Raw genomic sequence first — 21,256 nt, 5'->3', positions numbered from 1 at the left:
GGACTTTGTGCATCACTTTCTAAAACTTTTCCCTCTTCACAAGACGAGCTTGCGTTGGATCATAAGCGTAGCCCTTAATCGTTCCGTCTTTAATTCGCTCCACTGCGTGATCAACAACAGAAAGCGGTACAAGGAACCACTCGCGTGGAACGACAGGATTGCCGAAGCGGTCCATGATCTCGATATCGAGCCGCGCGGGCTCGAAGATACGGTGGATCAATTTTTCCAGCCTCGTGCGGTTGATATTGTAAAGCTCGTAGGTCGCCACGACCTCGACATCTGCCATCATGAATGTCGGCTGGAGGCGCGCGCCCGCGATGCGTTTTTGGACGCTCATGTTCGTGACGCCTATCTTGTGAACAAGATCGCGGTTTTCGGCGACAACCGGATGATCGGACTTGCTGCGCAGGACATAGATCGTGCCGCTGGCCTCGTCGCCATCGATCGTGTGATCCGCGAACAAGGGACCGGCCACGGGATCGGTGATGCGTCTGCCCGCTTCATCCTTGTTAAGTGCACGCTGGAGCGAGCGCATGAGCATGCTGCTCTCCGTGCCATTATCGAAGATCACGCGCAGCCGCGCATCAGTTCGGCCTTGGGCTGTAATGGTGGTTTCGCCCATATCTGCGACATAGGCCTTCTGGCCGCCAACAATGAAAAACCGTCCCGGCTGGATTTCGGCCTTCATCTCGAAAGGGCGTGTCTCGCGCAGGCCGCTGTCCAGCTCGCTCTGCACTTGCTCGAAGAGCGGCCTGAAGGTCTCGAAGTCCTCGCACTTTTCGCGGTTCGCGATTTCCTCTGCGGCTTTTTTCTCGGCGCTCGTCCGAACATGCTTGAGCTCCGTGATCGGCGGAGCCTCAGCCTCGACGCCGAGTTCCGCCAAAAGGGCATCGTCATCCAACTCGTCCGTCGCTGATGACGATGATGGTGCTGACCCTGCCAGCAATCCCTGGTGATCGATCGGTTCGACCAGTTCCCGACAATCCGCCTGTTCGCGGATACGATCCAGTCGAACGGCATACAGGCGCTCAAAGATATCACGGTCTTCGCCATGCTGCGGCGCGCGGCCATGTTCTTCGACAAAGCGCTGAATCTCTTCGAAGCCCGCGATGATGCGCTCTTCACGTGGCGTGCGGGTCTGCGCTTTCTTTTCTTCAACCTCGACGCCAAGCTCGGCCAGAAGCGCATCGTCGTCCTCGGTAAATTCCTTAACCATTGGCGGCCTCCGCTTTCATGCGAGCAAGGAATGCCACGCCTTCAGCCATCTTCTTTTCCCATGCGTCAGGCGAAGTGATCGAGGGCAGCCGCCCGCGCTCCTGCTTGAATTTCACGGCGCGCCGCGCCAGGTCGCGCGCTTCCTCGGGCGTGAGTTTCACCTTCTTCGCCGAAATAACGGCCTGAACCTGTTTCAGGCTATCTTCACTCATCGTCTTGGCCAGGATGGCATAGGCTTCGCTGAACGGGTTGATCCGGTCGATCAGGTCGATGTCCAGATCGCGCACGTCCATGGCAAATTTCCGGACGCCGTCGATCAAGGCGGTGTTCCCGCTCTTGTCGGCGTCATCGGTTTCGAGCGCCGCTTCCTTGGCCTTCTGCGTGAGGTTCAGCGCTGCGATTGCGTGCTGGCGCACGGCTTCCTGATCGCCTTCGTCAAGCTCGGGATACTTGTCTTTGATGATCTTGCCCATGCGCACCTGTGTCAGTTCTTCGGGAACAAGTTCCTCGTCAAACAGGCCGCGCTCAACGGTGGTTTTGTCCTGCGCGAAGGCCGCGATCACCTCGTTCAGGTCCTCTTGACAGATGCGCTCGGCTTCCTTGCTCTTCGGCTCGACAAGCCCCTTGATCTCAATCTGGAACTGGCCACTGTCCTCGTTGAAGCCGACATTGCATTCGCCTTCCTTGTAGCCGCCTTCGCCATAGTCAAAGCCTTCGATCGGCCCGCTATCAGGCTTCTTGGGCGTGAAGTTGAAGCGCGGAGCAAGTACCTGCTCCATGAGCAAGCTGGCCGCGATGGCTTTCAGCGTGTCGTTCACCGCCTCCGTTACGGCTTCCTCTGCCGCGTCCGGCTCGGCGATCAGGTTGGTAAAACGGGCGTTTGTCTTGCCTTCCGCATCACGGGTGGCGCGTCCGATGATCTGAACGATCTCGGTCAGGCTCGATCGATAGCCAACGGTTAGGGCGTGTTCGCACCAAATCCAGTCGAAGCCTTCCTTGGCCATGCCCAGGGCAATGATGATGTCCACATGGTCACGGTTGTTCTTCTGCGCAGGGTCTTTGAGCGCCGCCGAAACCTTTTCCCGCTTGGCCGGATCGTCATCGACTAGGTCGGCGATCCGCAGCACGCGGCCATCCGCGCGCTGCACAAGCTGGAAGCCGGTGGCGGGGTCAGCGCCCTGCCAGTCGCCCAGCTCCTCGATGATGTGCTCAACTTCCCTGATCTTGTCCTTCGTGCTCTCGCGGGAGTTGACCGACGGGATATGGATGATCGTCTTCTCGGCAGGGTCCAGCACCTTCAGGATGTCATCGGCATAGGCACCGGAGTAGAAATAGTATCCGATATCCAGCGTCTTCAGATATTTGTAGCCGTTGAGCTGCTCATAGTAGGTGTAGGTGACGGTATCGAATTTCGCCTCGTCATGGGGCATGAGCACCGGCTCGGTATCGCCCCGGAAATACGATCCGGTCATGGCGACGACATGCACCTTGTCGCGCGCGATCAACTCGGTAAGCTGCGCGCCCAGCTTGTTATCGGGGTTGGCCGAAACATGGTGGAATTCATCCACGGCGATCAGGCGATCGTCGAAAGCTTCGACACCGAATTTCTCAACGGCGTTGCGGAAGGTGGCGTGCGGGCAGACGAGCACGGCGTCATTGCTCTTCAGGAACGCGCCCACAGAGTCGGCCTTGCTGCCGTCGGCGCCAGGCGCGTTGCAGAGATTCCATTTTGGCACGACATGCCAGTCCGTCCAGAACCCGAAGTCACTGAGCGGCTCGTCAGCAAAGCTCGACCCGATCGACTTTTCCGGCACCGTGATGATGGCCTGCCGGAGACCTTGATTATGCAGCTTGTCCAGCGCGATGAACATGAGCGCACGGCTCTTGCCCGACGCGGGCGGCGACTTGATAAGGAGATATTGCTCGCCGCGCTTTTCAAAGGCACGCTCTTGCATCGGGCGCATGCCAAACTCGTTTGACTTGGTGGAGCTACCAGTCTGGGCATAGGTGACAGCTACGGATGGAACCACTTTATCACTCATTAAAATACTCCCCACTTTCTTCCCCCCTTCATAGCAAAATCGGCATCAATCTTCTTACTATTCCTCAGCCACACCTTCTTGTCCGCATCAGAGCCAATTCTGATCTTGAACCTTCCAGGCGCCACACACCTGAAGATAAGGTTCTTTTTATCATAGCTATCTGGTCCATTCACGCCAGGTATCGGCAGAACGAGTTTGTCCATCTTGTTGTCGCTGTAGGTGACAGAGTAGTCATCAAAATTACCTCCACCAAAAGACATTTCCACCGTGCCAATCGCGGAATTCTCTGGAACCACTGTCGGGGGAAATCCGAAAAAGACTCGAGTCAATCGCTTCATCATCAATTGATTTCCTGGTAAATGGGGGCCACGATTTTTTGTAATATTTCCAGCCTCAATCCAAAAGTTTCGACAAACCCGAAGCTTCTGTAAGTCACTATTCTTGAGCGCACCGTTGGTGGGATGATCAGAAGCAATATCATCTTCCGTGATAGCTGGACTTTTTTGCCTATCAACACTCTCAAAGATGCCAGAGTACCATGAGAGGATTTTGTCGCTTAGGGGCGACGCTCCGTCCCATGCGGCATCGAACCATTTCTGAGAGTTTTGTATTGACTGAACTGCGCTTGACGTCTTGGGAGTGACCTTGAGGTCAACGCCAATGGAAAGCCCCGCCTCATAGCCGCGCGCAAGTCCAGATCGAGAAATATTTCCAGACCCGGCGAGTAAATATTGATATCCCGAGTTCCTCAGAAAAAAGGCTTTTGGATGAAATGGAACCCTCGGGGTACAATCCCGCGAAAGACAAAACTCCGCATCAAATATTCTTACGCTGGAATTTGGAAGTGATCGTATCGCCTCCAAGGCAATCGGTTCGGTTCTGCAATAGTCAAAGGACGTAAGCCACCGCCGCTCAATAGTGGTGTGGTTTTTACCCAAAGCGTTCTCAAAGACCTTGATTAGGTCACGCATTCCGCTGCCAGTAATGTACGCGGCGGCGATATCCATCTCCTCGGGAGGTGCATATTGAAGAATTTTGTGCAGCGCTTGAGCTGTCGTCCGGTCAGTAGGTTGCCGTATGCTGTCGACCGCTATCATCCTTGCCCTCCCTCCTCTACGAAGTTATCTGACCGCCTCGGGGCAGCAGGATCAGAGACATGTGAGTAAAGCGCAAATAGCTTTTCTAGGCGCTCAGTATCATTTCGGAAACGCCTGCCAATATACGCGCGTTCCAAAACCTCATCATTGTGGTCATGCGCCGCAACCAAATCGGCAGGAATTTCATCCGGATTGTAAAGCTCCCCTATTGAAGCTGGGAAATGAGCCTCACGTGCCAGAAGAATTTCTTGCGCACTAGAAGTAAGATCATCTTTGCTCTTCTGGGTTAGGCTCGGAATAGGGAACGCATTCCAACCAATCGTGTTGGAGTACCTGAAATCCGTCTTAATTTTCCCGCACACGGATGCGATCCAAACGCGGTGCAGTCGAGATGCAATAATGGACATGCACCACAGCGGCGCATCATAAATGGCAAGAGCACTATCCGCGACGATCGATTTGGAATCTAGCAGGCCGACGGGAAGATAGGTTCTCCTCTCTGAGGTGTGACGTGGAATGATGATTGACTTTCGCTTGGCGACGCCCTGAATTTGCACAAACCGATGAGGGCGATCAGCAAACTTTTGAGTTGAAGCGGCTTTCATCTGCTTGCGAGCGTTTGCGACCATTTCAAGCCGTTCTCTTATCCCATTGATTTTTCTGGCGTGATCCCGATCCTCATCGGAAATCCAGAGGCAATATCTCTGCTTGTCATGGATAAAGTCGTCTGATCCACGAAAGCTAAATATATACTTCTCCGATCGTTGGTCTTCTGCCAAGAGCTCATCTCGTTCGTTAGGCGATAGCAAGAGATAGCCTGCATCTCGTGGCATGTTTCCAAACACCATGGGCGGTAGATTGTTGCCCGGCTTTGAATTCGCTTCCACGATCACATCAGGGGCTGCGACTAGGTATGGATTTATGTTAGGAACCTCCCGCGAAATTGTGGAACCATCTTCTGAAATTGAATATAGGCGCTTTTTAGATGCTTTACCTGCTGGGCTTAGCCCAACAATTACGACGGTGACAACAGCGTTGTGCGTAGCTAGATTCGCCCAGCGAAATGAAGTGTGAGCAAACCGAATACATACACCTTGAGAATACAACGTCGGCCAAAGCACTGGCACTTGTTGCCCTTGGCATATCGAATTTGTACTTACTAACGCGGCCTGCGCATCCAGGCGCGATACAAACTGCGCAGATTTAAAGAACCATCCCGCTACGTAGTCGAGGGACTTCCAGTTCACGCTTGTCGAGCGAAATGTCGACTCTAAATCCTCTTTCTGCTCATCAGACTGAAGCTTCCCTCCATAATATGGCGGGTTCCCGCAGATGTATGTTTCACCTCCCTCGTTCTCAAAATCGATTTCAGCCTGATCGAGCGGTTTGCTGAACAGGTCGTCACCATGCATCTTCACACCCTTGCCCGTCGGCGGGCAGATGCTGAGCCAGTCGATCCGCAGGGCATTGCCACAGGTGATCCAGTTCATGGCGTCAAGCGGCAGGAAGTCCCGTAGCGCCTCGCGCTGGCCGCGATAGAGCACGTCGCACTGATACTCGGCGATGATCAACGCCAGCCGCGCCACCTCGGCGGAAAAGTCCCGCAGCTCGATGCCTCTGAAGTTGGTCAGCGGTATGTCGGTGCGACGGTCAGGCTCTCCGCGCCGCTTGTTGATCTCAGCCTCGATCGCCCGCATTTCCTTGTAGGCGATGACAAGGAAGTTGCCGGAGCCGCAGGCGGGGTCGAAAACCCTGATCTTTGCGATCCGGTTGCGCAGGTTCAAAAGCTTGCGCGCGTTGTCACCGGCCTCTTCCAGCTTCTCGCGCAGATCATCGAGGAAGAGCGGGTTCAAAACCTTCAGGATGTTCGGAACGGATGTGTAATGCATCCCCAGCGCGCCGCGTTCCTCGTCATCGGCGACGGCCTGGATCATCGAGCCGAAGATGTCGGGGTTGATCTTCTTCCAGTCCAGATTGCCGATATGCAGAAGGTAGGAGCGCGCGATCTTGGAAAAGCGCGGCACGTCCACGCTTTCCGAGAACAGCCCGCCATTGACGTAGGGAAAATCGGACGCCCAACGGGGGATGTTCGCCGCGTCGCGCTCTTCGAGCTTGGTGTTCATGGCGCGAAACAGCGTGCTGATCACCTCATGGGTGTTGGTGCTGTCCGGGGCGCTCATCTGCTCGATCGTGGCGGTGAACTGATCCGCTTTGACGAAGATATCGGTATCTTCGGCAAAGAAGCAGAAGATCAGCCGCGCCATGAAATGGTTCATGTCGTGGCGGCGCTCGGCGGTTCCCCATTCAGGGTTGTCTTTGAGCAGCTCGACATACAGGCGGTTCAGGCGTCCTGTGGCCTTGATGTCGAAGGCGCTCTCGCGGATTTGCTTGACGGTCGAGATGCCGGCAAGTGGCAGGAAGAAGCCAAAATGGTCGGGGAAGTCCTCGAACGGGCAGACGATCGGGGCGATGTCAGACGAAAGGTCTTCGGCTTCCAGCGTGATGCCATCCGTCGCCATGATGAACTTGACGCGGTTGCGGGCGTTCTTCGTGGCAGGGCTCTCGCGCAGCGCGCGGATCGTGTCGGAAACCTGCCCTTCTTCGCAGACCTTGATGTGGATATTGTTGATCTGGAGAACGCCGCCGAGATCGGACTTGTTCGAGGCGCCACTGCGCAGCCGCTTGATGGTGGTCGCCTTGTTGCCGAACGCTTCCAGAAACGCGAAGGGGAATTCCTCGGCGTCGAACGGCTGTTCGGCCAGTCTGGAAATTGCTTCTTCGATTTCAACTGCGTTCAAGGTTCTACCCCGTTATCTTTTTCTTTTACGCCGCCATGCATGATCGCGGAATCAACGCCACGCTCGGCCACATAGGCGCGCATGAACTCTCTTAGCACTTGAGCGGCGGGTTTGTCGTCCGCCTGGCACGCTTTCAGAAACTGCTCCCGCAGGTCCCGATCGATGCGTATGCGAAGCCCGACGTTCTTTTTCATCGCCTGAAAGTGTAGCCAGTGGATACACATTTGTGTAGCGCTTTGGCTGAATCGTCCACGACTTTGTCGCCCTGCTTCGCCGGAGCCGTCCGTCACCCCTCACTTGCTGATGGGGGTGCGGCGGCGGAGACGATGCAGGGCATCCGCGCCCGCCCTGCTTTGCTGGAGGGCTCCCGAGCCTAGTCTTAGCGGCAACGCTTTACCATTCGGCAATTTTGTCCATCCAGAATGGACCAAAGACACATTTCTCAAAGGAGGACGTGACAGGCTCTTTGAAAACATGATAATATGTCCATCATGAGTGGACAGGAACATGAAAATATAAAGAGCTTGCTTGAGTCTGTACCCGCGGGCTTCCTCGTGGACTCTGCCTGGCTGGAGCGCCATGGCATAGGGCGCCGCTCGGCCTACGGCTACGTCAAGCGCGGCTGGCTGGAACGCGTCCATCGCGGCGTCTTCCGGCGCCCGGCGCCGCACACCACCAAGGCCAACACACTCGACTGGAAGACCTGCCTGCTCTCCATGCAGCATATCATGGGCTACGATGTCCATGTCGGCGGCACGACCGCACTCAGCCAGCAAGGCTACGACCACTATCTGCGCTTGGGCAGCAACGCCCCTGTCTGGGTCTATGGCGGGGCCATACCGAACTGGCTGGCCAAACTGCCCCTGAACGCCCCGATAGAAACCCGCAACAGCTCATTGTTTGCGGACGCGTCCCTCGGCCTCACCAAGGACGATACTGATGCAAAAGACACTCTGCCATGGGACTGGAAGCTGAAGATGTCAGCCCCCGAGCGCGCGGTCATGGAAGCCATGGACGAGCTGCCGGACCATGAAAGCTTCCATAACCTCGAAATGGTCTTCGAAAGCCTGACAACGCTGCGCCCGCGCAAGCTCTCGGCGCTGCTGCACAGCTGCAAGAAGATCAAGGTCAAACGCCTGTTCTTCGTCTTTGCCGACCGTCACGACCACCCCTGGCGCAAGCGCCTCGATCTGGAAGAATTCAACCTCGGCAGCGGCGACCGCGCGCTCGTCAAAGGCGGCCGGATACACCCGCGCTACCGCATCATGGTGCCGGAAGAATTCGTGACAACGGAGGCGAGCGATGGCGCGTGAAAGCTATGAAGCCCAGGTCGCGCTACTCGTCCGCATACTCCCGCATGTCGCGAGCGAGCCAATCTTCGCGCTCAAGGGCGGCACGGCGATCAACCTGTTCTACCGCGATCTGCCGCGCCTGTCGGTCGATATCGACCTGACCTACCTGCCGATCAAAGACCGTGATGAAAGCCTTGCTGAAATCAACGACGCGATGGATCGCATCGCAGCATCCATAGAAGCGGGCATAGCGGGCGCCAAAACCCAACGCATCAAAGGCGGTGGCGGCGGCGCCACCCGCCTGCTTGCCCGCCTGAAAGGCGCGGAAATCAAGATCGAGACCTCCCCCGTAACACGCGGCGCCGTTCACGAACCGGAATCCCGCGCGGTCACCGAGGCCGTCGAGGATGAGTTCGGGTACGCGGAGATGCAGATCGTCGCTTTCGAAGACCTGTTTGGCGGCAAGCTGCATGCCGCCCTCGATCGCCAGCACCCGCGCGACCTCTACGACATCAAACTGCTCTACGAAAACGAAGGGCTGACGGACGATCTGTTCCGCACCTTCCTGATCTATGTCGCCAGTTCGCCGCGCCCGGCGCACGAGCTTCTCAACCCGAACCTGATCGATCTCGATCAGCCCTACGCGCAACAATTCGAGGGCATGACCAAGACGCCCGTCACCCTCGACGACCTCCTGAAGACCCGTAAGCAACTGATCGCCGACATCCAGTCCCGCTTCGACGAAAACACGAAGCGCTTTCTGCTCAGCCTGCACGACGGCGTGCCGGAATTCGAGGCCATCGATCGTCCGCAGGCGGCGAATCTGCCCGCCGTGCGCTGGAAGCTGATGAACATCGAGAAGCTGATGGCTGAAAACACTGAAAAACACGCGGCACAGCGCGCCGAACTTGAGAAACTGTTCGGCTGACGCTGCACATTGCAGCGAAGAACCGTGACGGGGCGTTGCGGGGTGTCCCCGCTGGAAGGGGTAGCGGAAAACCGCAAGAGGCGGGTTGCAGCGAGGGGAAGGCTTTCCCCTCCTGCCATAAGGACCAGGATCAGATGGAAGCCCCACATCTCATCCGGCTCGCCAGCCTAGAGATAATGCCGAAACGGCAACGGTTTTGAACTAACCTCGGGTATTGCCGTCAGAATCTCGCCGACATCATCGGCAAACCGCAGAGTAACGGGATATCCGTCCCCATAGATGCAGGTGTTGAAGTTGAGTTTTGTCAGGGCAAGGATGTCTTCGAGCACCTGCTCGATCGGCGTGTCGCCGAACACGATTTTCACCTTGAGGGGCGTTGGAATCTCGCGGCCAGGATAAGTCTTGAGTTTGGGAATATATCCCGAACTCCAGAGGAACGCGTTGCGTCGATCCACCTTGAGGGCAAGCCCGCGCATAACGCCCCGTCTTCCCTCTTCGCGGAACAGCTTCAGGTCGTTCGGCCGTTTGATCTGGATACCGCTGATTTTCGTTCCGTCGGGAGCGCCTTCCCGAAAGCCCTCGATTTCCTCACGGTTGAAGTTGGTCCGGCCGTGGATGAAGAGCTCCCTAGGCGCCGCATCATGCCAGTCTTTGTAACTCGCAACACAGCGCCTGACGATCTCGGCGGCCTGGTCTTTCGGAAGGTGGAACTCGCCCTGCTTGTCGGACGCCCATGAGCCGACCGACCCCTTGAAGACGATCCCCTCGCCCGTATGAAGAAACATCTGCGCGCCGCAACACGCCTCATACTCGTCACGGGGACTATTGGTCCGTTTGAAAACAAGGCCGATATAGCAAACGCCTTCGCGAATGTCGGCAAGTGTCCAAGGCTTCGCACCGGCCTTGTAATAAATCGCCGTCGCCAGATTCCACGCGATCGTCGCGTCATCCTGCACTTTGCGCATCGGCTCGCCAATACTATTAAGATGAGCCTGCGGCGCGATCGTGGTTTGCCGAACGATCTGTGTGACGGCCTCGCAACCGAGAAGCCGCGCCTTGAGCTGGTTATGAAAATGGTTCTCGAACCGGTGCTTATCGGCCGCCTCGTTGATATCGTCAAAGAGGTCCGGGCTGTCCCAGAGCTTCATCGCCTTGCGGTGCGATAGCACCGTATCGCCGGTTACACCCGCAGCCTTGGAAATTGTCTGGTTTGGACGGCAGAGCTTCCAGAGCTCTTCCGGCACCACAACAAACCAGAGTGCGACCTTGGCATCTTCCTCGGTCACCCACCGCCGGATGCGACTGGCGAACAAATCGACAGTATCATAGACGCGCTGGTGCGCATCGACATTGCGGATCGTGCGGTCGAGTTGATCAGCGTCGAGCGGGATCGCGACGCGCGGCTCGGTCTTCCATTCGGTCCGGAAGACGGTCTCGAATCCGGGAAACATCACCGAGCTACCGATCTTCGGGTCGGCATCGATAGCGCCGGCGATCATTCCGGCCCATTCCTTGAACTGCTCGATACCTTCCGGCGTGCCGATCACGCCATACTCGATCGCAGGATGGTCTTTGGGCGGCCCGAACAGGAGCAGGCCGTCCTTGGGGTCTTCGAGCTTCTGGTCATGGGCAAAGAGGAGCCGCGGCTCACTGATCGGCAGCAGCTTGCGATTCGTCTTGACTGACCGCTTACGACGCGCTGCCATTGCCACTCTCCCCGTCTTCACCGGCATCATCCTCGACCAGTTCGATCTCGCCGCTCTCGTCGAGTCCCGCCTGCCCGTCCTCGAAGTACCTGACCGGGCTGATAAAGCGCTCCGGCTTCAAGGACACCACGAGAGAATCACCGCCCGTCTCGATCGTCAGCTTGCCTTCCGTGTCACCAAGCTGCGCACAGAAGGCCAACAGCCTGTCGCGCCAGGCGGCATTCCACCATTGCTTGCACACGCCGCGCCGGGCCTTATGCATGCGCTCGGCCTTGTCCCAGGGCGTGCGCCCATCGTCACTGAAGATCACATGATACCTTAGAACGATGCGGGGAAACGGTGCCAGCTGCGGCGAAGCTGATAATCCGAAATGCCAGTACCCGTCAGGAACCTTGTCGCCGCCTGCGATCCGGCGTGTCTTGTTTCCGACAAGCTGGCGCCAGGTCCGCCGTCCGCGATACGGCGTGAAATACGCCTTGTTTTTCTCCAGGTGCCCGGCCGCAAAGAAACGGGCGACAAGGCCACTTGCCAGAGGGAAAGCGCATAGCTCCTGCCGCGTCATCTCCGCTTCCCACGCCTGACGGACAAGATCACTGACCATGTTCGCGGCATCGAATGACGCAATATCGAGCGCCGGCGCCCCATCGGAGACGAAGGACCGCGTATCGAGCACGGCGAGTTCATCGCCGGCCCACCTCTCGCCGAGCGCCATGACCACTTCATGCTCGGGGGCGAAGGTCAGAAGGCGCTGGCCGACGACCCGGTAAGGATGCGGGAACGCCGCGGCCACCTTGACCAATGTCTCCGCCGGCCCACAATAGCGGTGCGCATAGAGCCGCTTCGGCAAGCGCAGCTTGAACCAGTTCGAGAGATAGCTGTCATTGGCGCGCACAGGCTTCCGATCGCATTCTATCGAGCGCGTGTACCAGTCCATGACCGCGTTCGCGTTTGTGACGGGAGATTTCGGGGCACCTTCACGCTCAAGCAGCGCGAGCAGGCGCCGCAGGCCCTCGGCCCAACCAAAATCGAACCGCATCACATTCAGATCGCGCACGCTTTCATGCATGCTGCCGAACGGGAACGCGTCGACCTTGAGCGGCACGATAAAATCGTTGAGCCCGTGCTTCACACGGGCCTCTTCCGCCAGCTTGAGCTCCCGGAGCGTCCCGGGCTTCCGGTTCGCCTCCAGAGTCGAGACAAACAGAAAGCGGAACGTCGCTTGGTCGATCGCTTCCTCGATATTGTCCCAGAACCGTTCCCCGCCAAGCAGCGCCGTGACATCACACCAGACCTCGTAGCCGGCAATTGCGAGCTGGCTCGCGAGCCATTTCGCGAAGGTGTTGTCCTCGGGCGTTGCATGGCTGAGGAACAGGACGCGTCGCGTCACCGCACCGGCAGGGGCGTCCTTCGCAGCCGTTCTTCCCACGGCAGTATCGGAGGAGAGAATCTCGGTCATGCGGGAAGTATAGAACAATCCGGCAACATTTTGTATAGCGTCATGTCGGCTGCACAGATTGTTGTGGACAAACACCGCAGATGGCTCCTCAGCATATCGTCCGGCCGACGCAGGAAGGTTCCATGGGGCGCATACAACCGCATGTCCGTGCGAGGGGTCAAAGCGGAAACGCCGGAAACGGGATTCGGTCACGAGAGCCCTGTCCTACCGCCGCAGCGCAGGCGGAAGGAGGCATCTTAGCCCATCGCGCTTTTTGCTATTTACAGGCTATAGCACTATTTGCTATTTTGTCCGCATCAGAACGAAGGAGATAGGCTATGAACCGCACGATACCCGTTTCGACCGACGTCTTTGCCGCCATCTGGAGTCACCGCCAAGAGGGCGAAGAGACTGAAGACGCCATTCTGCGCCGCATCCTCGATTGCCAACCCGTCGCCGGCACGGACGCTAAATCTCAAGCTGCCGACATCGGCGAGGGTTTTTTCGATCGGCGCAACAACGTCACCTTCCCGCCGGGCTTCACGATCTTCCGGACCTATAAGCGCAAGCAGTACAGTGCTGTGGCGGAGAACGGCGTGTGGCGCCGCACGGATACCGGCCGTAACTATGAAACGCTGAACCAGCTCAACGCCTCGATCGCCGCGGGCAATGAGAATGTCTGGAACGGGAACTGGAAGTTCCAGGACAGCGACGGCACGATCAAGTCGATTGCGGCCCTGCGCGACTAAGTTTCGGCGCAATCATCTGAAACCAAAACCTTTTCACCGGAGCAAATAGACTTGAACGATCAGACCGCCGCACAAGAGCCCATCGCATATCCCGAGTGGACCGAGTACCGGAAGAAAAATGGGCTCGATCCGCTCGGCATGCAGAACAGTAGCGTCAGTCTCTATCAGACCTTCCTGCCCGGCATCTCCAACGTGACCCTGCGCATGCGCTATTATGGGCTCTATGCTTGGCTCGCCCACCGCTATGCCAAACAGATAGGCAATACCGATCCGCAAGTCTGGAAGCGCTATGTCCGCAGAGCGGAAGCGCTCTATGCCCTGATCGCGACCTTCCATGGTAGCAAGTCCGGTGTCGCTAGCACTAAGTCTGGTGTCGCGGGCACGGAGTGGGCGGGCAAAACACTCGAAAAGCAGACGGAAGATGTCATCGCATTCGCTGAAGCCGCCGAGCCAGGCAGTGAAACCCACTACCTCAAACAGGCTTGGGGTGCGTATGGCGCAGCCTATCGCAGCCAGCTGCTGGAGATCGGGATACTCGACCGCACAGACACACACGAGATACCTCTCCCCAGCCGTCCGCTCGGCGAAGGTCTGGCAGACGCGTTCCAAACGTCGGTCGGCCCGCTTGCCGACCTGTATTTCACGCTGATCGAACGAGGTTCGGTCACGCGCGACGAGCTCGACATGCTAGAACCTCTCCTCCCGTCGCGCGTTGGCGCCGAGAGTGCCGAACGCTCATTCTACGAAGACATTCTTCTCACGCCCGAAGGCGCACCGACAGCCGGCGCCCTGTCGCGTAAACTCAGCATCCAGCTGATCCTCAGGATTGCCGACCTGCTCGATCGCGAGCCCCGTCCCGATGAAATTCGGTGGTTGCTCTATGCTGGATGCGACCATGAGGGAAACACCCTTGCCCTGGACGATCCGGCGCTCGAAGCCCAACGCTCAAGGTGGTGGGTCTATCACGCCAATGACCTTTGCCATATCGCCCACGAGGCGCTCCTGAAATTCACTCTCGACACGCTCGGCACCTCTCCACGCGGACGCGGCATGGCGCAACTGATCGGCACATGCACCGAAGACATCCTCGCGGAACTCGCCAACTCCCCTGAAAGCTGGTCTGTCATGCTGTCGACATCGGAGCCCGCACCGAACGCCTACGACGAACGTGACCCTGCTTCAGAAATCGCCCTTGCGGAGGAGATCATACGCGCCGGCCGGGACGACAAACGCATCTGCACGGCGGCAACAGCCGCCAAAGCCGTGCACTTGCTCGCCATCCTGCATCGCCGGATCAGCGAGACCGGTGCGGACCTGAAAGAGCCGCTCGGCGGATTCAATCCCGAGGCCTTCCGCTCCCTCCTCAGCGAAACCGATTTTCTGGAGCGCCATCAGAACGAACCGTTCCGCCGCACGATCGAGCGCGTGCTCGAAGAAAGGGTAATTCGGCGTCACTTGACGGTCGCGCTGCGCAAGCTGCGACACCAGGGCGATTACACCTTCCTGATCGAGGCCGATGACGGTCGTCTTCGCCTGCGCGAGAAGGACGGTCCCGTATTCACCAACCCGCGTCTTGGCCCCGCGATAGCCTTCCTCAAGGACACCGGTTTGCTTGAACATGACGGCCTCACGGCCAGAGGGCGGGAGGCCATGAACGCATGAAACTGTACGAGCGTTTTGCCGACAAGGGCTATCACACCAGTATCGCAACCACTTTCGGCATCGATTTCGGGGCATACGAGAACATCGTGCTGCCGCGCGTGCGCGGCGCAGGCTGCCGCAACAACATGGTCATTGCCGATCGTCGGATGCTTACACATGCCCTCGGCGGCGCGGGCCTGCCGCGTCAGGCCGGCAGACTCTACACCGCGTCCGGCGCCCGGACCGAGCGGCTGTTCCACCCCAAGCTGTTCCTTCAGATCGGACGCAAGGGCGGCCGCCTGATCATCGGCTCAGCAAATTTGACCGCTGCCGGCCTCGCCGGAAACCTCGAACTTGTTACGATGATCAAGTGCGGCACTGAAGATAGCGGCGCGCAGCGTCTGGTCGCCCAAGCCTGGCACTATCTCTCGGGCATGGCCGATCCGGCTGCGCCGATGCTGCCCGCCCAGCAGGAATGGATGCTCGCTCGCGCAGCATGGCTCCGGCATGCGGTACCCGCCACCGAGCCGGTCACGCTTGGGGATGGCACACAGGCCGGCCTGCTGGTCGCCGATCGCCAATCCGGCATCGGCACGCGCCTGGCCGCCCTAATCGACGAACCCGTCAAGCGTCTGATCGTCATCAGCCCCTATTGGGACGAAGAGCTTGCCGCCCTTTCCGCGCTGCAAACTGCCCTGAACCCGCAGGAAACGGCCTTGCTGATCGATCCGAAGACGAACCAGTTTCCGCCCGAGGCTATTAAGGCGCTAGCCCGCACCGGGCTCTACGAGCGGGACGGGTTTGCAGATGGCCGATTCATCCACGCCAAAGCCCTAATCGCGGAGACTGCGAGCGCGGATCACCTTCTGATCGGAAGCGCCAACTGCACACGCGCAGCGCTCGGGACAGCTGCCATGGCCGGTCACAATGAAGAAGCAGGGCTTTACCGGCGCCTGCCCGCGGACAGCGCTGTCGCGACGCTCAACCTCACAAAGCTTCTCGATGAGAACAAGCGTATCAGTCCTGAAGAAATACCGCCGCTGGATTACAATGACGACCTCGCCTTTGATGCGCTCTCGGACAGCCATCCCGGCACCTTCTCGCTCCACGGGGACACGCTGGTGTGGCGTCCTGCGGCGCATGTCACCGAGCCGGCATCCTACCCTATCGAACTGCTCGGAAGCAGTGGAGAAACGCTGAATGTAGACGTCGAACACATCGAAAGCGCAAAGGGGAAGCTGCGCTACCGCATTGATATAGACGATCAGCTGCCTGCTTTCGCCCGTCCCCTCGGGAAAGACACATTCTCCCCCGCCATCATCACCGTGATCGATGTGCTTGAGGCCGCGATCCGCGAAACCCATTCGGGCAAGACGGAGAGCGCCCTTGCCCAGCTCGACGGCGAGACAGAAGCGAGCCTGACCTTGCTCGAAGTTCTTGATGTGCTGGAGAAGATCGAGAACCCGGAAGCCGGCAGTCCTGGCGACGGGATTTCGATACCGAAGGTCGGCCACCAACCGGACGGACAGAACGGACCACAACACAGGACGCTAAACTACGAGGATTTTATCGCTGGCCGCCGAACGCATCAGGCGGGTCCATTGCTCCACAACACCCTGGGCGGCAGCGATGTCTCCATCGTCCGCGGATTTCTAAACCGCATCGTCGGGCTCAAGACGCTGACCGTTGCACCGGAGGATGAAGACGATGAGGCGATCTTCAAAGCTTCGTTCGATCTCGGAGACGAAACAGACAATGCCGAAGCCGCGATGGCATCTGGAGAAGAATTTGACACAAAGCCGCCGCCGACGTCCCGGCCTGAGCCGGATGAAGGGGATAACCGCCAGCGCTCAAAACAACGAAAGGCGACGCAAGAGCAGATCATCACCGCAGTGACAAACTTCTCCAAACGTATCGATCTGAAGCAGGAGGGCGGCTCTCTGTCACCGCGGGATTTCTTGCGATTGCGCGCTATGCTGATGATCCTGTGCGCAGCGAGTTGGAAAGGGACCGATACTGGCAAGGACAACCAGAAAGGCCGGACAGCCTTGCAGGTGTTACCAGTGGAAGGCGATTCCAGGACGAGTTGGCCGTATGTGATCGGCCGCCTGCTATTCAAGATATTCGGCGGAACAAACCCTGCGATCCGGCAACTGACGCTGGACAGCGAGCATGACCAGATTCCGGCCGATCTCATCGAGTGCTGGGCTACATGTTTTTGGTGCCTCCAGGCCTGCCTTGCTGCGCCGCTGTCACAATCCGAACGAGCAAAGATCGCGCGTCACGTTATCCCACTCGCGAACAAGACTTACAGGAGCACGCAGCTGACCAAGGAAGAGTTACTCGCCCCAACGATCACCGACGTTATGGACGGCATGAGTGCTCAATATGCCGAACGGCTTGGCATTGCTCCGGAGGCAATTGCCCGCGCGCACAGAACGCTTTGCGACTCCCTGAGCTCCGAAGGAAATGCTGTATTCGGCAGATAACAATGTCGCCCAGTGACCCGGCAACACCTTTTTTGCGCAACGACTGCTGTGATTACTCTAATACGCCGAAGCGCCGAGATCGAGATTCAGTTCGAGATTGTCACTGGCCGCACGTCCTCATCCATCTTACACCGTAGTCGTGCCCGCGACCAGCTGCGAAAGAGCGCGTCGCCTCGTCAGTCCTCCAACGCAACTTCGACTATGCGCTCAATATATTCCGTGGCGGACACGAACCCTGCCATCTCCCCCATCGGACCACGCGGGTCCTTCGCCTGCCTCTCGGCCTTCTCATAGGCTTTCCGGCTCAACGTGATCGTCACAGTCACTTCATCTTCATTATCGTTCATCAATCCATCCTCGCCTCATGCCGATTTTGCCAAGTTGGCGTTGCAATAATCAATCCCCGTCGCGCTTCATACCGTAGCCGCGCCCGCGGCCGCGCCGATGGCCTTTTTCCTGCGCGCGCTGCTTCCAGCTTTTACGGCGGCTGCGACCATCCTCGCCCTCGCCTTCATCGGTACTGTCATGACGCCGGGCCTGCGCCGCTTCGTCAAACTCCGCCCGTAGCGCGTCGTCTTCCAGAAGCCGCGGATCGGTGCGATGCGGGCGCTTATCCTGCTTCTGTGCCTGATCCCAACTATCACGCAGCCGCCGGCCCTCGCCTTCGGTCTCACCGTCGCCACGGCCACCGCGCGCCTCTTCCACCGCCTTGTCGTTGAACGCCGCGCCCAGCCCGTCTTCCTGAAGCAGGCGCGGGTCGGTGCGCGTCCCCTTCTCGCGCTGCTGCGGCGCCGCGCGCGCCACCGGTGCGGCCCGGGCCGCCAGAGCCTCGCGCTTGAGATCGCGTTCCAGCGCCATCCGCTCGCGCCGGTCGATCTTGTCGAGCGCCTTTTTCCGGCCTTCGAGCGCGATCTTCTCCCGCTCGTGCCTCCGGTCCAGCGCCTCGTTCTCCAGCTTGTGCCGCTCCCGCGGATCGAGCCCGGCCCGGCCCGCAATATGCCCGAGCACTGATTGCAGCGCCGGCGTACCGGCAACAAGATCGGCCACCTTCGCGCGCATGCGGAACACCATGCCCGAAGCTTCCGTTTGCTGCGCAGCATGAAGCGCCATGCGCTCTTGTTGCTGCGTCAAAAACAGCGCCTGTTCCATTTGCGAAAGCGCCAGCCAGCGCGCGGACTGGACGCGCTCCATGGCGGCACGTTTTTCGGCAGAGCGGCGTTTGACAGCGTCCTCCTGAGCGGCGCGCTGTTCACGGGCACGTTCGGCGCTGGCTTTTTGCTGCGCACGGGCCTGTTCCTTGGCCTGCTCGACCGATGGCAGCGATAACGGATCGAGGGATTTCATCCGCGCCCGCATCTCCTTGCGCGGAACGTCCTTGAGGTAGCGGGACAGCGAATGCACGTCGCCGAACCAGTCCACGACGGCGAAGGCGCGGCGGTCGCCACGCGCCAGGATATAGCCGCGCTCTTCCAGCGCATGACGGAACGCGCTGGCGCTGTCCGCTTCGCGATAAGCGGCGGTGATGTCTTCGCGGCGCTGCTCGGGCGTGATGCCGGATTTTTTCTGCTGCGCGTTCTCGGCAAGCGTGGCTTCGAGCTTGTCCTTTTTGAACTGCTCGCGCTGCTTCCACGCCTTCAGCCCTTCGGGCAGCTCGTGTCCGTATTGCTCGGCAAGATGCACGGCCATGTCGCACAGCTTCCGGCGATCATGAGCCATGTGGATCGCCTTCATCTCGGCGCCGTCAATGCGCGACCAGACGACATGGCAATGCTCGCGGCCGTCTTTGATGTGGAAGACGATGGCGCGCGGCTGACCGGTCAATCCCAGCTTGTTTTCGATGGCCTCGACGGCCTCGATATACTGCTCCCGCGTGAGCGGTTCCGAGGGGTTGACCGACAGGCTGTAGAGCGGCTTTTGCGCTTTCGTGCCGCTGGCCACCGCCTCGAATTCCGCAAACGCGCCGTGCAGATCATCGGCGATCGTGCCGCGAATATCGGCAAGCTCGACTTGCTCGTTGTCGTAGGCGTTGAGAAGGTGGGTGGCGAGATCGGAACCGCCGGACCGGGCGCTGCCTTTGAGGATCATGGCAGCCTCCTCACGGTTCCCGGCCGAGCGACGACAGCAGCACGGTGCGCATCTCGGAAAGGTCGCGCTGCGCGGCGGTGATCGTCTCGGACAGAAGCTCAAGATCGCCCGATGCATGCGCTTGCCGCAGCGCACAAGCGATCGGGCCAAGGGCGGCGATCATGCGCGCGGCAAGTTCACGATCCATCGGCGGCGTGCGGGTCGAGCGCAGCGGCGTCTGACCGAGAACGGCGTAGCGGATAAGACCGGCAACAGGCACACCGGCGGCATCCGCCTGCGATTTCACGAGCGCGGCTTCCTGCTCGTTAAAGCGCGCCTTGAGTGTGACTTGGCGCTGTCTGGTTTCGCTGCCGCTGCCGGGCATGTGCGCTCTCCTCTCACCCTCCTCACACCGGCGGCACGGCCGTCTCCGTGCTCGTGGTCCAGCGCCGAATTCGCTGGTCGATGGGTTTCCAAAGGGCGAGCCGACGTCTCCCTTTGGGCGAAGCCGGTGCCGAAACACCGGTCGTGGTCCAGGGTGCGAAAACCCTGGCCGTGGGATCGAAGGGGCGCGGAAGCCCCTCGTCTGGTTTCCAAAGGGCACGAAGGCTCTTTGGTCGTGGTTCAGCGCCGAAACGCTGACTGCGGAAACACCGGGGCCGGGAATCGGTCTCTATGGTGCTTTCCGCACTAGCCGGGGATGGAACGGGGGCGGCAATTGAGCCCCCTTCCCAAGATGGCGCGGGGACCCCGCGCACATCTTGTACTCCCTGCTAACGACCTATGAGTTCAGGATACGGTAACAAGATTAGGAAAATCTTAACGCCTGCTCCCTATCCCGCGGAGAGCCTGCGATCATGTTGATTTAATTTCACTTTTATCGGAATTTTCTCGGTTGGACAAGGCTTGGACACGGCTGTGTTCTCAATGCTTACGGTTGGCATTTCCGGACCGAGGCAGATCACGGCGGAGCACAGCAGAGTACTTGTTCGGGACTTAGCCGTCGATCCGGGTCAGGCGCTCCGTGCAGACGTTAGGACACCGTGCAAGGGCCCCGATCGTGTAGAGACAGACCCCTTCGAGAGTTGTTCGGCCGTCAGGTTGGCTTAGGCTGATGTCCCTGAATAAGGTAAAGCTGCCTCCGTCACCAAGCCCATCCAATTCCACGATCAACAGGTCCGCGGACCCCATGGGAACCATCAGAGCATTCACAGACACGATTGTGTAGGCGGAATAGTTGGGGTCGTCCGGGGACGTTTCGGTAGACATGCTACGCGCGAGGGTCGTCACCAGCAAAAACATACCGCTCGGATCGGGCAGGCACACGATATGCTTCTCGGCATTCGGCCCGACATCTCCATAATCCGGCTCTTCTCCATAGTTCCCGACACTCACGGCATATCGCCCCACATACTCGGAAAGGGGTCTGCGGCCAGTGACCTCGCCAAGCGAAAACCTCTTGTCGGTAGCGTCCATGATCGAAGCATCCGTCGGCAGGAGTGTGTTTTGGCGAATGAGTTCGGCAAAGATGGCCGCGGGTGTCGGTTTGGGCGCCGGCGCAGCAATGCTAAGAAAGCGCCTGTACCGGATGACTTTTTCATCATCCGTGCGAACTTCGTTCCGAAGAAAACGCTGGAGCGACCGTAGATCGACGTAGGGGTTGTCGCTCCTGTCGAGGACGTAGCTCATCCTCTCGTACAAGCGCGGTGCGCCTATCCCGTGCTGCTTCATGTAACGTTTCAGTTGCGCTCTGATTTTTTCGCGTTCTACGTTTTCGACGACGGGAAGTTTCGGCATTGA

General features: G+C 58.8%; 16 protein-coding genes. 5 read left to right on the top strand and 11 right to left on the bottom strand.

The genetic code is table 11. The features are described from left to right. Positions 1–19: 19 nt before the first annotated feature. Genes ACFFU4_RS18125 through ACFFU4_RS18105 form a run of 5 tightly spaced genes read right to left on the bottom strand, consistent with a single transcriptional unit; the run spans position 20 to position 7,346 of the window. On the bottom strand, positions 20–1,216 hold the full coding sequence (locus tag ACFFU4_RS18125) for a GIY-YIG nuclease family protein (protein ID WP_377071306.1): 1,197 nt from the start codon (positions 1,214–1,216) through the stop codon (positions 20–22). Next, a complete protein-coding gene (locus tag ACFFU4_RS18120) occupies positions 1,209–3,257 on the bottom strand; it encodes a pseudomurein-binding repeat-containing protein (protein ID WP_377071304.1) in 2,049 nt (682 codons plus the stop codon). The genes ACFFU4_RS18125 and ACFFU4_RS18120 overlap by 8 nt, the downstream gene beginning before the upstream one ends. Beyond that, complete coding sequence (locus tag ACFFU4_RS18115) at positions 3,257–4,354, bottom strand: hypothetical protein (protein ID WP_377071303.1); 1,098 nt, start codon at positions 4,352–4,354, stop codon at positions 3,257–3,259. The genes ACFFU4_RS18120 and ACFFU4_RS18115 overlap by 1 nt, the downstream gene beginning before the upstream one ends. After that, entirely contained in the window at positions 4,351–7,152 is a 2,802-nt protein-coding gene (locus ACFFU4_RS18110) for a class I SAM-dependent DNA methyltransferase (protein ID WP_377071301.1), read from the bottom strand. The genes ACFFU4_RS18115 and ACFFU4_RS18110 overlap by 4 nt, the downstream gene beginning before the upstream one ends. Next, positions 7,149–7,346, bottom strand: a complete 198-nt coding sequence (locus tag ACFFU4_RS18105; protein ID WP_377071300.1) for a plasmid-related protein — start codon at positions 7,344–7,346, stop codon at positions 7,149–7,151. Before ACFFU4_RS18105 ends, ACFFU4_RS18110 begins: the two co-directional genes overlap by 4 nt. Before the next feature lie 297 nt (positions 7,347–7,643). On the opposite strand from ACFFU4_RS18105, the gene ACFFU4_RS18100 reads away from it, so the two are divergent. After that, positions 7,644–8,465 (top strand): type IV toxin-antitoxin system AbiEi family antitoxin domain-containing protein, encoded by an 822-nt coding sequence (locus tag ACFFU4_RS18100; protein ID WP_377071315.1) that lies wholly within the window; start codon positions 7,644–7,646, stop codon positions 8,463–8,465. Beyond that, on the top strand, positions 8,455–9,372 hold the full coding sequence (locus tag ACFFU4_RS18095; protein WP_377071299.1) for a nucleotidyl transferase AbiEii/AbiGii toxin family protein: 918 nt from the start codon (positions 8,455–8,457) through the stop codon (positions 9,370–9,372). Before ACFFU4_RS18100 ends, ACFFU4_RS18095 begins: the two co-directional genes overlap by 11 nt. Positions 9,373–9,539: 167 nt before the next feature. Here the strand turns inward: ACFFU4_RS18095 and ACFFU4_RS18090 are convergent, their stop codons facing one another. Together ACFFU4_RS18090 and ACFFU4_RS18085 are read right to left on the bottom strand one after the other, a co-directional pair. Next, positions 9,540–11,078: an argonaute/piwi family protein gene (locus ACFFU4_RS18090; RefSeq protein ID WP_377071297.1), complete on the bottom strand. Its 1,539-nt coding sequence runs from the start codon at positions 11,076–11,078 to the stop codon at positions 9,540–9,542. Continuing rightward, positions 11,062–12,534: a toll/interleukin-1 receptor domain-containing protein gene (locus ACFFU4_RS18085; protein WP_377071296.1), complete on the bottom strand. Its 1,473-nt coding sequence runs from the start codon at positions 12,532–12,534 to the stop codon at positions 11,062–11,064. The genes ACFFU4_RS18090 and ACFFU4_RS18085 overlap by 17 nt, the downstream gene beginning before the upstream one ends. Positions 12,535–12,851: 317 nt before the next feature. On the opposite strand from ACFFU4_RS18085, the gene ACFFU4_RS18080 reads away from it, so the two are divergent. The 3 genes from ACFFU4_RS18080 to ACFFU4_RS18070 are packed head-to-tail and all read left to right on the top strand — an operon-like array spanning position 12,852 to position 17,392. Next, on the top strand, positions 12,852–13,262 hold the full coding sequence (locus tag ACFFU4_RS18080; RefSeq protein WP_377071294.1) for a hypothetical protein: 411 nt from the start codon (positions 12,852–12,854) through the stop codon (positions 13,260–13,262). 51 nt (positions 13,263–13,313) lie between these two features. Beyond that, the gene (locus ACFFU4_RS18075) at positions 13,314–14,924 is read left to right on the top strand and encodes a hypothetical protein (protein ID WP_377071293.1); all 1,611 of its coding nucleotides are present in this window, start codon (positions 13,314–13,316) and stop codon (positions 14,922–14,924) included. After that, positions 14,921–17,392, top strand: a complete 2,472-nt coding sequence (locus ACFFU4_RS18070) for a hypothetical protein (RefSeq protein WP_377071291.1) — start codon at positions 14,921–14,923, stop codon at positions 17,390–17,392. The genes ACFFU4_RS18075 and ACFFU4_RS18070 overlap by 4 nt, the downstream gene beginning before the upstream one ends. Positions 17,393–17,568: 176 nt before the next feature. On the opposite strand, the gene ACFFU4_RS18065 is transcribed toward ACFFU4_RS18070, so the two are convergent. The 4 genes from ACFFU4_RS18065 to ACFFU4_RS18050 all read right to left on the bottom strand — a co-directional run bounded on the left by ACFFU4_RS18065 (position 17,569) and on the right by ACFFU4_RS18050 (position 21,253). Beyond that, entirely contained in the window at positions 17,569–17,739 is a 171-nt protein-coding gene (locus tag ACFFU4_RS18065) for a hypothetical protein (RefSeq protein WP_377071290.1), read from the bottom strand. A 49-nt stretch (positions 17,740–17,788) separates the two neighbouring features. After that, positions 17,789–19,477 carry a relaxase/mobilization nuclease domain-containing protein gene (locus tag ACFFU4_RS18060; RefSeq protein WP_377071289.1) on the bottom strand — a complete coding sequence of 563 codons (1,689 nt, stop codon included), beginning with the start codon at positions 19,475–19,477 and terminating at the stop codon, positions 17,789–17,791. A gap of 10 nt (positions 19,478–19,487) precedes the next feature. Continuing rightward, the gene (locus ACFFU4_RS18055; protein ID WP_377071288.1) at positions 19,488–19,841 is read right to left on the bottom strand and encodes a plasmid mobilization protein; all 354 of its coding nucleotides are present in this window, start codon (positions 19,839–19,841) and stop codon (positions 19,488–19,490) included. Between the two features lie 611 nt (positions 19,842–20,452). After that, positions 20,453–21,253 (bottom strand): hypothetical protein, encoded by an 801-nt coding sequence (locus ACFFU4_RS18050; RefSeq protein WP_377071287.1) that lies wholly within the window; start codon positions 21,251–21,253, stop codon positions 20,453–20,455. Positions 21,254–21,256: the final 3 nt, after the last annotated feature.

It is taken from the genome of Roseovarius ramblicola (assembly GCF_042430665.1).
GTDB lineage: Bacteria > Pseudomonadota > Alphaproteobacteria > Rhodobacterales > Rhodobacteraceae > Roseovarius > Roseovarius ramblicola.
This window is presented reverse-complemented; position numbering and strand designations above follow the sequence as displayed.